The sequence below is a fragment of the Streptomyces sp. NBC_01264 genome, assembly GCF_026340675.1.
Lineage (GTDB): Bacteria > Actinomycetota > Actinomycetes > Streptomycetales > Streptomycetaceae > Streptomyces.
Window position 1 is genome coordinate 2242552 of sequence record NZ_JAPEOX010000001.1, and the last position, 14777, is coordinate 2257328.

The 14777-nt window shown below is 70.4% G+C and carries 13 protein-coding genes; all 13 read right to left on the bottom strand.

The window, feature by feature from the left end; all coding sequences use genetic code 11:
* Positions 1-23 precede the first annotated feature (23 nt).
* On the bottom strand, positions 24-1232 hold the full coding sequence (metK, locus tag OG435_RS10210) for a methionine adenosyltransferase (protein ID WP_266876502.1): 1209 nt from the start codon (positions 1230-1232) through the stop codon (positions 24-26).
* Positions 1233-1427: 195 nt separating this feature from the next.
* Positions 1428-2642 (bottom strand): bifunctional phosphopantothenoylcysteine decarboxylase/phosphopantothenate--cysteine ligase CoaBC, encoded by a 1215-nt coding sequence (gene coaBC / locus OG435_RS10215; protein WP_266876503.1) that lies wholly within the window; start codon positions 2640-2642, stop codon positions 1428-1430.
* Positions 2643-2753: 111 nt separating this feature from the next.
* Positions 2754-3026 (bottom strand): DNA-directed RNA polymerase subunit omega, encoded by a 273-nt coding sequence (gene rpoZ, locus OG435_RS10220; RefSeq protein ID WP_004948662.1) that lies wholly within the window; start codon positions 3024-3026, stop codon positions 2754-2756.
* 79 nt (positions 3027-3105) lie between these two features.
* Positions 3106-3669: a guanylate kinase gene (gmk, locus tag OG435_RS10225; RefSeq protein ID WP_243334346.1), complete on the bottom strand. Its 564-nt coding sequence runs from the start codon at positions 3667-3669 to the stop codon at positions 3106-3108.
* A 61-nt stretch (positions 3670-3730) separates the two neighbouring features.
* Positions 3731-4054: an integration host factor, actinobacterial type gene (mihF, locus tag OG435_RS10230; protein ID WP_250741333.1), complete on the bottom strand. Its 324-nt coding sequence runs from the start codon at positions 4052-4054 to the stop codon at positions 3731-3733.
* 245 nt (positions 4055-4299) lie between these two features.
* Entirely contained in the window at positions 4300-5265 is a 966-nt protein-coding gene (locus OG435_RS10235; protein ID WP_266876504.1) for a dihydroorotate dehydrogenase, read from the bottom strand.
* Entirely contained in the window at positions 5262-6122 is an 861-nt protein-coding gene (locus OG435_RS10240; protein WP_266876505.1) for a dihydroorotate dehydrogenase electron transfer subunit, read from the bottom strand. The genes OG435_RS10235 and OG435_RS10240 overlap by 4 nt, the downstream gene beginning before the upstream one ends.
* A 303-nt stretch (positions 6123-6425) precedes the next feature.
* Positions 6426-7259 (bottom strand): orotidine-5'-phosphate decarboxylase, encoded by an 834-nt coding sequence (gene pyrF / locus OG435_RS10245; RefSeq protein ID WP_266881612.1) that lies wholly within the window; start codon positions 7257-7259, stop codon positions 6426-6428.
* A gap of 14 nt (positions 7260-7273) precedes the next feature.
* Positions 7274-8383 carry a quinone-dependent dihydroorotate dehydrogenase gene (locus OG435_RS10250; RefSeq protein ID WP_266876506.1) on the bottom strand — a complete coding sequence of 370 codons (1110 nt, stop codon included), beginning with the start codon at positions 8381-8383 and terminating at the stop codon, positions 7274-7276.
* A gap of 78 nt (positions 8384-8461) precedes the next feature.
* Positions 8462-11770, bottom strand: coding sequence for a carbamoyl-phosphate synthase large subunit (carB, locus tag OG435_RS10255; RefSeq protein ID WP_266876507.1), 3309 nt, complete (start codon positions 11768-11770; stop codon positions 8462-8464).
* The gene (gene carA / locus OG435_RS10260) at positions 11763-12911 is read right to left on the bottom strand and encodes a glutamine-hydrolyzing carbamoyl-phosphate synthase small subunit (RefSeq protein ID WP_266876508.1); all 1149 of its coding nucleotides are present in this window, start codon (positions 12909-12911) and stop codon (positions 11763-11765) included. Before carA ends, carB begins: the two co-directional genes overlap by 8 nt.
* Complete coding sequence (locus OG435_RS10265) at positions 12908-13492, bottom strand: hypothetical protein (protein WP_266876509.1); 585 nt, start codon at positions 13490-13492, stop codon at positions 12908-12910. The genes carA and OG435_RS10265 overlap by 4 nt, the downstream gene beginning before the upstream one ends.
* Positions 13489-14775 (bottom strand): dihydroorotase, encoded by a 1287-nt coding sequence (locus OG435_RS10270; protein ID WP_266876510.1) that lies wholly within the window; start codon positions 14773-14775, stop codon positions 13489-13491. Before OG435_RS10270 ends, OG435_RS10265 begins: the two co-directional genes overlap by 4 nt.
* Positions 14776-14777: the final 2 nt, after the last annotated feature.

Here is a 14777-nt window from a genome sequence, read left to right on the forward strand (position 1 = left end):
ATCAGGCGTCGACCAGGCCGGTACTAGAGGCCCGCGGCCGCGCGCAGGGCGTCCACGCGGTCGGTGCGCTCCCAGGTGAAGTCCGGCAGCTCGCGGCCGAAGTGGCCGTAGGCGGCGGTCTGGGCGTAGATCGGGCGCAGCAGGTCGAGGTCGCGGATGATCGCGGCCGGGCGCAGGTCGAAGACCTGGCCGATGGCGTTCTCGATCTTCTCGACGTCGACCTTGTGCGTGCCGAAGGTCTCCACGAACAGGCCGACGGGCTCGGCCTTGCCGATCGCGTACGCGACCTGGACCTCGCAGCGCGAGGCCAGACCGGCGGCGACGACGTTCTTGGCGACCCAGCGCATGGCGTACGCGGCGGAGCGGTCGACCTTGGACGGGTCCTTGCCCGAGAAGGCGCCGCCACCGTGACGGGCCATGCCGCCGTAGGTGTCGATGATGATCTTGCGGCCGGTGAGGCCGGCGTCGCCCATCGGGCCGCCGATCTCGAAGCGGCCGGTGGGGTTGACCAGCAGGCGGTAGCCCTCGGTGTCGAGCTTGATGCCGTCCTCGACGAGCTGGTTCAGCACGTGCTCGACGACGAACTCGCGGATGTCCGGCGCGAGCAGCGAGTCCAGGTCGATGTCCGCGGCGTGCTGCGAGGACACGACGACCGTGTCGAGGCGGACGGCCTTGTCACCGTCGTACTCGATGGTGACCTGGGTCTTGCCGTCGGGACGCAGGTACGGGATGGTCCCGTTCTTGCGGACCTCGGACAGCCGCTTCGAGAGGCGGTGCGCGATGTGGATCGGGAGCGGCATGAGCTCGGGGGTCTCGTCGCAGGCGTACCCGAACATCAGGCCCTGGTCGCCGGCGCCCTGCTTGTCGAGCTCGTCCTCGTCGCCCTCGACCCGCTTCTCGTACGCGGTGTCGACGCCCTGCGCGATGTCCGGGGACTGCGCGCCGATGGACACCGACACGCCGCAGGAGGCGCCGTCGAAGCCCTTCTTCGAGGAGTCGTAGCCGATCTCGAGGATCTTGTCGCGGACGAGCTGCGCGATCGGCGCGTACGCCTTCGTCGTCACCTCTCCCGCGATGTGGACGAGACCGGTGGTGATGAGGGTCTCCACGGCGACGCGCGAGGTCGGGTCCTCGGTGAGGAGCGCGTCGAGAATGGTGTCGCTGATCTGGTCAGCGATCTTGTCGGGGTGACCCTCGGTCACAGACTCCGAGGTGAACAGGCGACGGGACACAACGCTCCCTGGGGTTGCAGCGGCTGCTGGCTGAAATATTGGTGGAACCACATCGGAGGCTGCGCCCGATCACGTTCCGGCTGCAGTTTATCGGTCGCCACCGTTCGCCGGACCACCCGTCTCGCCCTATGGGAGCCGTGTGACCTGCGACACTCCATTCTTACCCAAGGAACAGCCTGCGGAAAGGGCCTCCGCTCAGGCGCGTCGCTCCGCGAGTCGCGGTGCCACCTGATCCCAAATCACGTCTGCCAGCGATTCCTTCGGACCGTAGGGGACCGCGAGCTCGCTTCCGTCGGAGGACAGGATGACCGCTTCGTTCTCCTCGGAACCAAAGGTCTTCGCCTCGCCCACCTCATTGACGACGAGAAGGTCACACCCCTTGCGGAGGAGCTTGCTCCGCCCGTTGGCGAGGACGTCGTCGGTCTCGGCGGCGAACCCGACCACCACCTGGCCCTCCCGGGCCCGGTCGGCGGAAATCTCCGCGAGAATGTCCGGATTGCGTACGAGGGCGACCGGCGCGGGCTCCTGCCCGTCCTTCTTCTTGATCTTCCCGCCCGCGTACTCGGCCGGCCGGAAGTCGGCCACCGCCGCGGCCATCACCACCGCGTCGGCGTCCGCGGCGGCCTTGAGCACGGCCTCGCGCAGCTGCAGGGCCGTCCCGACCCGTACGAGGTCCGCCCCGGCGGGGTCGGCGAGCGCGGTGTTGGCGGAGACCAGGGTGACCCGGGCCCCGCGGGCGACCGCGGTACGGGCGAGGGCGTAGCCCTGCTTGCCGGAGGAACGGTTGCCGAGGAAGCGGACCGGGTCCAGCGGCTCGCGCGTACCGCCCGCGCTGATCACCACGTGCCGCCCGGCGAGGTCGGGCTCGGCGACTCCGCGGGCGATCACCCTTGCGCACACCTCGAAGATCTCCTCGGGGTCGGGCAGCCGCCCCTTGCCGGTGTCCTTGCCGGTGAGCCGGCCGACGGCCGGCTCGATGACCACGGCGCCGCGCCGGCGCAGCGTGGCCACGTTCTCCTGTGTGGCCGGGTGCTCCCACATCTCGGTGTGCATCGCGGGTGCGAACACCATCGGGCAACGCGCGGTGAGCAGGGTATTGGTCAGCAGGTCGTCGGCGAGCCCGTGGGCGGCCTTGGCCAGCATGTCGGCCGTGGCCGGGGCGACGACGACGAGGTCGGCGGACTGTCCGATGCGCACGTGCGGCACCTCGTGGACGCTCTCCCAGACCTCGGTGGAGGCCGGGTTCCCCGAGAGGGCGGCCCAGGTGGCCTCCCCGACGAAGTTCAGCGACGCCGCCGTCGGGACCACGCGGACCTCGTGCCCGGACTCGGTCAGCCGGCGCAGCAGCTCGCACGCCTTGTAAGCGGCGATCCCGCCACTGACTCCGAGCACGACCTTCGGCTTACCCACCACACACGCCCCTTCGGCTGACTGTGACGACTGACTGCGACGACACCTCTATGACACACCACAGGCCCGGCAGATGTTCTGCCGGGCCTGTGGTGAAAGGACACTCGTGCCTTACTGAGCCGGGGCCTCGATGGCCTCGGAGGTCAGCAGACCCGCGTTGATCTCGCGCAGCGCGATCGAAAGCGGCTTCTCGTGGACGTGGGTGTCCACCAGCGGGCCGACGTACTCGAGCAGGCCCTCACCGAGCTGCGAGTAGTACGCGTTGATCTGACGGGCACGCTTGGCCGCGTAGATCACGAGGCTGTACTTCGAGTCCGTGGCCTCGAGCAGCTCGTCGATCGGCGGGTTGATGATGCCCTCGGGCGCAGTAATGGAAGAGGACACGCTCTACCTTCCGAAGATGGGGTAATACCTAGAAGTGTCGATTTCGGACCGTTCGGACCGGTTGAACACCGGTCAACGATCAGACGACATTCATCAAGGCTAGCAGCTCGCGCGCGACGTCCTCGACCGAGGTGTTGACCAGGGTGGTGTCGAACTCGGATTCGGCAGCAAGTTCGATCTTGGCAGCGCCGAGTCTGCGCTCGACGACCTCCGCCGTTTCGGTGCCCCGGCCGGTGAGCCGGCGGACCAGCTCGTCCCAGCTCGGAGGAGCCAGGAAGACCAGCTGTGCCTCGGACATGGACTCGCGTACGAGCCGTGCGCCCTGGAGGTCGATCTCCAGCAGGACCGGCTCGCCGTTCTCCAGGCGTTCCAGCACTGCGCCGCGCGGTGTGCCGTAGCGGTTGCCCGCGAACTCGGCCCACTCCAGCAGCTCGCCATTGGCGATCAGCTTGTCGAACTCGTCGTCGTTGACGAAGAAATAGTGGACTCCGTGTCGCTCACCGGGCCGCGGCTTGCGGGTGGTGGCCGACACCGAGAGCCAGACCTCGGGGTGAACCTTGCGCATATGCGCGACGACCGTGCTCTTGCCGACCCCCGAAGGGCCGGAGAGCACGGTCAGCCGCGGACGAACCTCTGCTGCCATAGAGCGATTATCCAGCTTCTCGGGACTGCCTGAGAACGCCGGGAGAACTTCGGACGACGCCTTAGGCGGCGTTGCCGCCGAACTCACGCTCCAGAGAGGCGATCTGGTTGGAACCGAGACCTCGGACACGCCGGGACTCGGAGATGCCGAGGCGCTCCATGAGCTGCTTGGCGCGCACCTTGCCGACGCCGGGCAGGGACTCCAGGAGAGCGGAAACCTTCATCTTGCCGATGACGTCGTTCTCCTGCCCCATCTTGATGACGTCATGCAAGGAGGCGCCGGAGTGCTTGAGTCGATTCTTCACCTCGGCCCGCTCCCGGCGAGCCGCGGCGGCCTTTTCGAGCGCTGCTGCGCGCTGTTCAGGGGTAAGGGGCGGAAGAGCCACGCCTACGTCACCTCGGATGTCGAACTGTCGGATACGGACCAGTGGAATGCCGGGAGGCATCACACCAGGCGAGCCCCCGAACAGCGGTGGTGCTCGATCGCTGCTCGTTCACTCTGCTCGGAGACTAGCGGCCATGACCGCTCCAGTCAGCGAGAACGGACGAAAAGTCCTGGTCAGCCTCCACTGAACCGTACATCACGGACAAACCACCCCGGTTTTGTCCGGTGAAGGACGTTCGAATTTCGTCAGAGAGTGCGATGAGCGCGTCCGACGGCGTCCTCGAAGGCCCCGATCCCGCGTGCGGCGAGTGCCGCGCGCAGGTCGTCCCGGATCCTCAGCGGCGCGGACGGATCGTTGAACAGGGCAGTCCCCACGGCCACGCCCGAGGCCCCCGCGAGGACGAATTCGAGCGCGTCACGGCCGGAGGCGATCCCGCCCATCCCGAGGATGGGGACCCGCCGGACTGCGCCCGCCAGCATCGCCCCGTGCACCTGGTAGACGCAGCGGACGGCGACGGGCCGGATCGCCGGGCCGGAGAGGCCCCCGGTGACCCCGGCGAGGGCCGGGCGCATGGTGTCGGTGTCGATGGTCATCCCGAGGACGGTGTTGATCATCGAGAGCCCGTCGGCGCCCGCCTCCGTACACGCGGCCGCGATGTCCGTGATCCGCGTCACATCGGGGGTCAGCTTGGCGTAGAGGGGCAGTGCGGGGTCGGCCGCCGCCCTGACCGCCTTGACCACCTCGAAGGAGGCGTCGGCGTCACAGGCGAAGACGAGACCCCGGTTCGCGACGTTGGGGCAGGAGATGTTGGCCTCGATGCCGACCACGCCGGGCTGCCCGGTCAGCCGGGCGGCCGCCTCGGCGAACTCCTCCGTACGCTCCCCCGCGACCGATACGAGGACCCGTGCCCCGCGCTCGGCCAGCCAGGGCAGCTCGTGCTCGACGAAGTGGTCGATGCCGGAGCCCTGGAGCCCGATGGAGTTCAGCATCCCGCTGGGGGTCTCGGCCATGCGGGGCGTGGCGCGGCCGGAGCGGACGTACGGCATCACGGTCTTGGTGGTGATGGTGCCGAGCTCGTGCAGGGGCGTGAACCGGTGCAGCTCGCGGCCGTAGCCGGCGCAGCCGGAGGCGGTGGAGACGGGGTTGGGGAGGGTGACGTGCGCGCCGAGGGGCGCGGACATGTCGACGTCTTCGGGGTTCAGGGCGTTCACCGGGCCTCACTCGCCTTCGGGGTCATGGCGGCCGCGCCTTCGAGGTCCTCGGGGAGGGTTCCGGCGTCGTCCCAGCGGACGGTGGCGCCGTCGAAGACGGGGCCGGATGTGCAGGAGCGAAGGAAGCGGGTGACCCCGTCGGGGCCGGTGACGGGCAGGACGCAGCTCATGCAGATCCCGATGCCGCAGGCCATCGCCTCTTCGACGGCGGTGTGACTGGCGGCTCCGGCGGCGGTGGCGATCTCCGTGACGGCCTTGAGCATGCCCATCGGGCCGCAGGAGTGGACCTCGGTGGCGCCGGTCACCGTGATGGCCTCGAAGAGCGCGTCGGTCACCCGGCCGCGCCGTCCGGCCGAACCGTCGTCCGTGACCACGTACACGTGCTCGGCGAGGGCCTCGGCCCGCTCGACCCCGAACAGCCGGTCCGCGGTGGCCGCGCCGAGCACGAAGGCGACCCGGCCGCCGCGCCCGAGGATCTCCTCGGCGAGGGCGAACATCGGGGCGCTGCCGTAGCCGCCGGCGACGAGGACCGCACCGACGGGTCCGTCGGGGAGCGGGAAGGGGGTGCCGAGGGGAGCGATGAGGTCGACGGTGTCGCCGGGGCGGTGCGCGGCGAGCGCCCTGGTCCCTCGGCCGGCCTCGGCGAAGACGAACTCGACGGTGCCCTGGTCCGGGTCGGCGCGGTGGATGGAGAAGGCGCGGCGCAGCAGCATCGCCGAGTCCCGGCCGCCGATGGCGAGGGCGCCGAAGTGGCCGGGGCGCACGCCGGTGACGCCGGGGGCGTCGAGGACGAGGTGGTGGTAGGCCCCTACGGGCGTGATCCGCCGGATCGTGGCGGCGGTCTGTACAGGGGGCACGCGGGGCGCTCCGTCCGGGGTAGGGGCCATAACCCCCCACCCCATGATCACCCAGGGCCCACCCCCACCACACCGGTCCGAAGCCCCGACCCGACGGGCCGTACGCCCTTCCCGTCCCCGGGGGCAGCCCCCGGCCCCCCGCTCCTCAAACGCCGGAGGGGCTGGGTAGATCCAGCCTCGCCGGCGTTTGAGGCGCGGGGGTCCGGGGCGGAGCCCCAGGGGGTCCGGGCAGCGCCCGGGGAACGGTGGAAGGGCGGGTAGGGGACAGCCCCGCCGGGCCGCGCCCCGGGGTGCCGCCCCGGGCTAGACCGTGACGGCGGTGCGGATCTCCTCCGCGAAGGCGTGCGCCGAGGCGCGCAGCGCCGCCGCGTCAGGCCCGTGCCTCAGGACGCCCCGCGACACGTTCGGGACGACATTGCGGACGGCCTCGCCGAACACCCCCGCGAGATCCGCCGCGGATGCGCCCTGCGCCCCGATGCCGGGGGCCAGCAGCGGCCCGTTGATGTCCAGGTCGAAGGACGACAGGTCCCCCAGCGTCGCTCCGACCACGGCTCCGAAGGAGCCCATCGGGGAGGCGCCCGCGTTCTCCGCGGCCAGATGCGCCAGCATCGTCGCCCCGATCGTGCGCCCGTCGGAGCGCACCGCCCGCTGGACCTCCGCCCCCTCCGGGTTGGAGGTGAGCGCCAGCACGAACAGGCCGGCCCCCGACTCCCGCGCCAGGTCGACGGCCGGCTTGAGGGAGCCGTAGCCGAGGTAGGGGGAAACCGTCAGCGCGTCGGAGAACAGCGGCGACGAGGGCGAGAGGAAGGTCTCCGCGTACGCGGCCATCGTGGAGCCGATGTCACCCCGCTTCGCGTCCATGACGACCAGGGCCCCCGCCGCCCGCGCGTCGGCCACCGTCTGCTCCAGCACCGCGATCCCGCGCGAGCCGAACCGCTCGAAGAACGCCGCCTGCGGCTTGAAGACCGCGACCGTGTCGGCCAGCGCCTCGACCACCGTCCGGGAGAACTTCTCCAGGCCCGCGATGTCGTCGTTCAGGCCCCAGGAGGCCAGCAGGGCGGCGTGCGGGTCGATGCCGACGCACAGCGGCCCGCGGGTGTCCATCGCCTCGCGCAGGCGGGTACCGAAGGGGGTCACGGGAGTCGCAGAGGTCACAGGGCGGCCTTTCGGGTTTCCGCGCCCACCGCTTCGGCGAGCGTCGCGTACGGGCTGGCGGCCAGGCGTGCGGCCAGGCCCTTGTGGATGGCGCGGGAGTAGCCGGGGCCCTCGTAGATGAAGGCGCTGTAGCCCTGGACCAGGCTGGCGCCCGCCAGGATCCGCTGCCAGGCGTCCTCGGCGTTCTCGATGCCGCCGACGCCGACCAGGACCAGGTCGCCGCCCACGCGGGCGTACAGGCGCCGCAGGACCTCCAGCGAGCGCTCCTTGACGGGGGCTCCGGACAGGCCGCCGGTCTCCTTGATCAGCGACGGGTCGGACTTCAGACCGAGGCCCTCGCGGGCGATCGTCGTGTTCGTCGCGATGATGCCGTCCAGGCCCAGCTCCAGTGCCAGGTCGGCGACCGCGTCCACGTCCTCGTCCGCGAGGTCCGGGGCGATCTTGACGAGCAGCGGGACCCGCCGTTCGGTGACGACCCGGTCCGCCGCTGCGCGCACGGCGCTCAGCAGGGGCCTCAGCGACTCCGTGGCCTGGAGGTTGCGCAGGCCCGGGGTGTTCGGGGAGGAAACGTTGACGACGAGGTAGTCCGCGTGCCGGGCGAGGCGCTCGGTGGAGGCGACGTAGTCGGCGACGGCCTCCTCCTCGGGGACGACCTTGGTCTTGCCGATGTTGACGCCGACGACCGTCCTGAAGACGGGCACGCGGGCCGCCAGACGGTCCGCCACGGCCGCCGAGCCCTCGTTGTTGAAGCCCATGCGGTTGATCAGCGCGCGGTCCGGCACGAGCCGGAACAGCCGCTTCTTCGGGTTGCCGGGCTGGGCCTCGGCGGTGACGGTGCCGATCTCGATGTGGTCGAAGCCGAGCATCGACATCCCGTCGATGGCGACGGCGTTCTTGTCGAAGCCGGCCGCGAGCCCGAAGGGGCCGTGCATCCGCAGTCCGAGGGCCTCGGTGCGCAGGGAGGCGTACCGGGGGGCCAGGTAGGCGGCGACGAAGGTGCGCAGCACCGGGGTGCGGGCCGCGAGGCGGATCCAGCGGAAGGCCATGTAGTGGGCCTGCTCCGGGTCCATCCGCTTGAAGACGAGGTTGAAGAACAGTTTGTACATCGTCCGAAATATCCCTTTGGCACTCATGAAAGGGGGGACACCGTCATTATCGCCGGTGCCCCCCTTTCGTACGGGCTGCTAGTCGCGGGCCGCCGTCAGCCGCTCCGCGTGCTCCTGGAGCGAGCAGACGCCGACGTCACCGCGGTTGAGCGCGTCGATGCCCTGGACGGCCGCGGCGAGCGCCTGGACCGTGGTGAGGCACGGGACTCCGCGCGCCACGGCGGCCGTACGGATCTCGTAGCCGTCGAGGCGGCCGCCGGTGCCGTACGGGGTGTTGACGATCAGGTCGACCTGGCCGTCGTGGATGAGCTGGACGATGGTCTTCTCGCCGTCCGGGCCCTCGCCCTCACTGAGCTTGCGCACGACGGTGGCGTTGATGCCGTTGCGGCGCAGGACCTCGGCGGTGCCGGAGGTGGCCATCAGCTCGAAGCCGTGGGCGACGAGCTCGCGCGCCGGGAAGATCATCGTGCGCTTGTCGCGGTTGGCGACGGAGATGAAGGCGCGGCCCTTGGTGGGCAGCGGGCCGTAGGCGCCGGCCTGCGACTTGGCGTAGGCCGTGCCGAAGACGGAGTCGATGCCCATGACCTCGCCGGTGGAGCGCATCTCCGGGCCGAGGACCGTGTCGACGCCGCGGCCGTGGATGTCGCGGAAGCGCGACCACGGCATGACGGCCTCCTTGACGGAGATCGGCGCGTCGAGCGGCAGGGTGCCGCCGTCGCCGGTCTTCGGGAGCATGCCCTCTTCGCGGAGCTCGGCGATGGTGGTGCCGAGCGAGATGCGCGCGGCGGCCTTCGCGAGCGGGACGGCGGTCGCCTTCGAGGTGAAGGGGACGGTCCGGGAGGCGCGCGGGTTGGCCTCCAGGACGTAGAGGATGTCACCCGCCATCGCGAACTGGATGTTGATCAGGCCGCGGACGCCGACGCCCTTGGCGATGGCCTCGGTGGAGGCGCGCAGGCGCTTGATGTCGTAGCCGCCGAGGGTGATCGGGGGCAGGGCGCAGGCCGAGTCGCCGGAGTGGATGCCGGCTTCCTCGATGTGCTCCATGACGCCGCCGAGGTAGAGCTCGGTGCCGTCGTAGAGGGCGTCGACGTCGATCTCGATCGCGTCGTCGAGGAACCGGTCGACCAGCACGGGGCGGGTCGGCGAAATCTCGGTGGACTCGGCGATGTACGAGGACAGCCGGTCCTCGTCGTAGACGATCTCCATGCCGCGGCCGCCGAGCACGTACGAGGGGCGTACGAGGACGGGGTAGCCGATCTCGTCGGCGATGGCCTTGGCGCCGGCGAAGGTGGTGGCGGTGCCGTGCTTGGGGGCGGGCAGGCCGGCCTCGGCGAGGACCTGGCCGAAGGCGCCGCGGTCCTCGGCGGCGTGGATGGCCTCCGGCGGGGTGCCGACGACGGGGACGCCGTTGTCCTTGAGGGCCTGGGCGAGACCCAGCGGGGTCTGGCCGCCGAGCTGGACGATGACGCCCGCGATGGGGCCCGCGAGGGACTCGGCGTGGACGATCTCCAGCACGTCTTCGAGCGTGAGCGGCTCGAAGTACAGGCGGTCGGAGGTGTCGTAGTCGGTGGAGACGGTCTCCGGGTTGCAGTTGACCATCACGGTCTCGTAGCCGGCGTCGCTGAGGGCGAAGGAGGCGTGGACGCAGGAGTAGTCGAACTCGATGCCCTGGCCGATGCGGTTCGGGCCGGAGCCCAGGATGATGACTGCGGGCTTCTCGCGCGGGGCGACCTCGGACTCCTCGTCGTAGGAGGAGTAGAAGTACGGGGTCTTCGCGGCGAACTCGGCGGCGCAGGTGTCGACCGTCTTGTAGACCGGGCGGACGCCGAGTGCGTGGCGGACCTCGCGGACGACGTCCTCGCGCAGGCCGCGGATCTCGGCGATCTGGCTGTCGGAGAAGCCGTGGCGCTTGGCCTCGGCGAGCAGCTCGGGGTGGAGCTTGTCGGCGGCGGCCAGCTCGTCCGCGATCTCCTTGATGAGGAAGAGCTGGTCGACGAACCAGGGGTCGATCTTCGTGTACTCGAAGACCTCTTCCTGGGTGGCGCCGGCGCGGATGGCCTGCATGACCGTGTTGATGCGGCCGTCGGTCGGACGGACCGCGGTGGCCAGGAGCTCTTCCTTGTCGCCGGTGGGGCCGACGAAGGTGAACTGCGAGCCCTTCTTCTCCAGCGAGCGCAGGGCCTTCTGGAGGGCCTCGGTGAAGTTGCGGCCGATGGCCATGGCCTCGCCCACCGACTTCATGGTGGTGGTGAGGGTGGCGTCGGCCAGCGGGAACTTCTCGAAGGCGAAGCGCGGGGCCTTGACGACGACGTAGTCGAGGGACGGCTCGAAGGAGGCCGGCGTCTTCTCGGTGATGTCGTTGGGGACCTCGTCGAGCGTGTAGCCGATGGCCAGCTTGGCGGCGATCTTGGCGATCGGGAAGCCGGTGGCCTTCGACGCGAGCGCCGAGGAGCGGGAGACGCGCGGGTTCATCTCGATGACGATGACGCGGCCGTCGACCGGGTCGATCGCGAACTGGATGTTGCAGCCGCCGGTGTCGACGCCGACCTCGCGGATGATCGCGATGCCGATGTCACGCAGCCGCTGGTACTCGCGGTCGGTGAGCGTCATCGCGGGGGCGACGGTGATGGAGTCGCCGGTGTGGACGCCCATCGGGTCGAAGTTCTCGATGGAGCAGACGACGACGACGTTGTCCTTGGTGTCGCGCATCAGCTCTAGCTCGTACTCCTTCCAGCCGAGGATGGACTCCTCCAGGAGCACCTCGGTGGTCGGGGAGAGCATGAGGCCCTGGCCGGCGATGCGGCGCAGCTCGTCCTCGTCGTGGGCGAAGCCGGAGCCGGCGCCGCCCATGGTGAAGGAGGGGCGCACGACGACGGGGTAGCCGCCGAGGGTGTCGACGCCCTGGATGATGTCGTCCATCGTGTGGCAGATGACCGAGCGGGCGGACTCGCCGTAGCCGATCTTGGCGCGGACGGCTTCGACGACGCCCTTGAAGAGGTCGCGGTCCTCGCCCTTGTTGATCGCCTCGACGTTGGCGCCGATGAGCTCGACGTTGTACTTCGCCAGCACACCCTGCTCGTGCATGGAGATGGCGGTGTTCAGCGCGGTCTGGCCGCCGAGGGTCGGGAGCAGCGCGTCGGGGCGCTCCTTCGCGATGATCTTCTCGACGAACTCCGGGGTGATCGGCTCGACGTACGTGGCGTCGGCGATCTCCGGGTCGGTCATGATCGTCGCGGGGTTGGAGTTCACCAGGATGACCCGCAGGCCCTCGGCCTTGAGGATGCGGCAGGCCTGGGTCCCGGAGTAGTCGAACTCGGCGGCCTGGCCGATGACGATCGGGCCGGAGCCGATGACCAGGACGGACTGGATATCGGTGCGCTTAGGCACGCTCGGCCTCCATCAGATGTACGAAGCGGTCGAAGAGGTACGCGGCGTCGTGCGGGCCGGCGGCCGCCTCGGGGTGGTACTGCACGGAGAAGGCCGGCTGGTCGAGCAGCTGGAGGCCTTCCACGACGTCGTCGTTGAGGCAGACGTGGGAGACCTCGGCGCGGCCGTAGGCGGTCTCCGAGACCTTGTCGAGGGGCGCGTCCACGGCGAAGCCGTGGTTGTGCGCGGTGATCTCGACCTTGCCGGTGGTGCGGTCCTGCACCGGCTGGTTGATGCCGCGGTGGCCGTACTTCAGCTTGTAGGTGCCGAAGCCGAGCGCGCGGCCCAGGATCTGGTTGCCGAAGCAGATGCCGAAGAGCGGGGTCTTGCGGGCGAGGACGCCCTGCATGACGGAGACCGCGTGGTCGGCGGTGGCCGGGTCGCCGGGGCCGTTGGAGAAGAACACGCCGTCCGGAGAGACGGCGTAGACGTCCTCGACGGTGGCGGTGGCGGGGAGCACGTGCACCTCGATGCCGCGCTCGGCCATCCGGTGTGGGGTCATGCCCTTGATGCCGAGGTCCACGGCGGCGACGGTGTACTTCTTCTCACCGATCGCGGGGACGACGTACGTCTCCTTGGTGGCGACCTCGGCGGAGAGGTCGGCGCCCTTCATCTGCGGGGCGGCCTGGACCTTGGCCAGCAGCGCCTCGTCGCGGACGCCCTCCCAGGCCTCGCCCGAGAAGATGCCGACGCGCATGGCGCCGCGCTCGCGCAGGTGGCGGGTGAGGGCGCGGGTGTCGATGCCGGAGATCCCGACGACGCCCTGCTTGACGAGCTCCTCGTCCAGCGAGCGCACGGAGCGCCAGTTGGAGGGGACCCGGGCGGGGTCGCGTACGACGTACCCGGCGACCCAGATGCGGGAGGACTCGGGGTCCTCGTCGTTGACGCCGGTGTTGCCCACGTGCGGGGCGGTCATCACGACCACCTGCCGGTGGTACGACGGGTCGGTCAGGGTCTCCTGGTAGCCGGTCATGCCGGTGGAGAACACGGCCTCGCCGAAGGTCTCCCCCACAGCGCCGTAGGCGCGGCCGCGGAAGATCCGACCGTCCTCCAGGACGAGTACGGCGGGAGCTTTGGCTGCTCCCCTGGTGGAGGTCGTCATCGTTCGGCGCCTTCCGTCGTGGTGAGTGAGTGGTTCATGTCGTTGATCGCTTCGACCCAGGCGGCGTGTTCCGCCGCACGGTCGGAGCGGAATCCGGAGTCGATCAGCCTGTCGCCGTGCGCCCATGTGACGACGAGGAGACCGCCCTCGGTGAGTACCTTGCCCGCGATTCCCTTGTCGAGGCGGGCGCCGCGCAGCTGCGCGGCCGGTACGAAGAAGTCGGTGGCACCCGGTCGGACCACGTCGAGGCCCGCGTCGGTGAGCGTGAGCTCGACCCGGCTGCGGACGCCCAGTCCGTGGGCGACGATCCGGTCCAGCCACTGCCCGGCGGTGGTGGACCCGTGGTACCGGCCGGTCAGGGCCAGCCGGTGCTCGGGGAGCCCGCCGGGGGCGGCGGGCAGTTCCGGCAGATCGCTCTGCAGGGTGCCGCGCCATTTCCAGCCCTGCCGCATCAGCCAGTACACGAACGCGATGAAGACGAGCAGACCGATCACCCACGCGATGCGGGCGCCCCAGTCCGTCACCTCCGCCGACTGTCGTTCGGCAGCCTCTGCGGCCAGTTGGATTACTGCAGGTGTCACGCCAGCGTCCCGTCCACGACCGTTGCCCGGCCCCGCAGGAAGGTGTGAGTGACGCGACCCGGCAGCTCACGGCCCTCGTAAGGCGTGTTGCGGCTGCGGGAGGCGAAGTGTGCGGGGTCCACGACACCACGGTACGAGGTATCGACCAAGGTCAGGTTCGCGGGTTCACCTGCCGAGACGGGGCGTCCGTGGTTCGGGAGGCCGCCGATGCGCGCCGGGGCGAAGGACATCCGCTCGGCGACGCCCGCCCAGTCGAGCAGTCCGGTCTCCACCATCGTCTGCTGGACGACCGAGAGCGCGGTCTCCAGGCCCACCATGCCCATGGCGGCGGCGGCCCACTCGCAGTCCTTGTCCTCGTGCGGGTGCGGGGCGTGGTCGGTGGCGACGATGTCGATCGTGCCGTCGGCCAGCGCCTCGCGCAGGGCCAGCACGTCGCGCTCGGTGCGCAGCGGCGGGTTGACCTTGTACACCGGGTTGTACGAGCGCACGAGCTCGTCGGTGAGGAGCAGGTGGTGCGGGGTGACCTCGGCGGTGACGTCGATGCCGCGGGACTTGGCCCAGCGGATGATCTCGACGGAGCCGGCGGTGGAGAGGTGGCAGATGTGGACGCGGGAGCCGACGTGCTCGGCGAGCAGGACGTCGCGGGCGATGACCGATTCCTCGGCGACGGCCGGCCAGCCGCCGAGGCCGAGCTCGGCGGAGACGATGCCCTCGTTCATCTGGGCGCCCTCGGTGAGGCGGGGCTCCTGGGCGTGCTGGGCGACGACGCCGCCGAAGGCCTTCACGTACTCCAGGGCGCGGCGCATGATCACCGCGTCGTCCACGCACTTGCCGTCGTCGGAGAAGACGGTGACGCGGGCGGCGGACTCGTGCATGGCGCCCAGCTCGGAGAGCTGCTTGCCCTCCAGGCCGACGGTGACGGCGCCGATGGGCTGCACGTCGCAGTAGCCGGACTCCTTGCCCAGGCGCCACACCTGCTCGACGACGCCGGCGGTGTCGGCGACGGGGAAGGTGTTGGCCATGGCGAAGACGGCGGTGTAGCCGCCGGAGGCGGCGGCGCGGGTGCCGGTGAGGACGGTCTCGGAGTCCTCGCGGCCCGGCTCGCGCAGGTGGGTGTGGAGGTCGACGAGACCGGGGAGGAGGACCTGGCCCGCGGCCTCGATGACGGTGGCGTCGCCGGCGTCGAGGCCGGTGCCCACGGCGGCGATGGTCTCGCCGTCGATCAGGACGTCCTGGACGTCGCCACCGAGTACCTTCGCGCCACGGATAAGGATCTTGCTCATCT

Excerpts from the sequence above, each read along its gene's own strand:
- gmk (WP_243334346.1), bottom strand. The coding sequence starts at position 3,669 with ATGGCAGCAGAGGTTCGTCCGCGGCTGACCGTGCTCTCCGGCCCTTCG.
- OG435_RS10250 (WP_266876506.1), bottom strand. The coding sequence starts at position 8,383 with ATGTACAAACTGTTCTTCAACCTCGTCTTCAAGCGGATGGACCCGGAG.
- carA (WP_266876508.1), bottom strand. The coding sequence starts at position 12,911 with ATGACGACCTCCACCAGGGGAGCAGCCAAAGCTCCCGCCGTACTCGTC.
- OG435_RS10270 (WP_266876510.1), bottom strand. The coding sequence starts at position 14,775 with ATGAGCAAGATCCTTATCCGTGGCGCGAAGGTACTCGGTGGCGACGTC.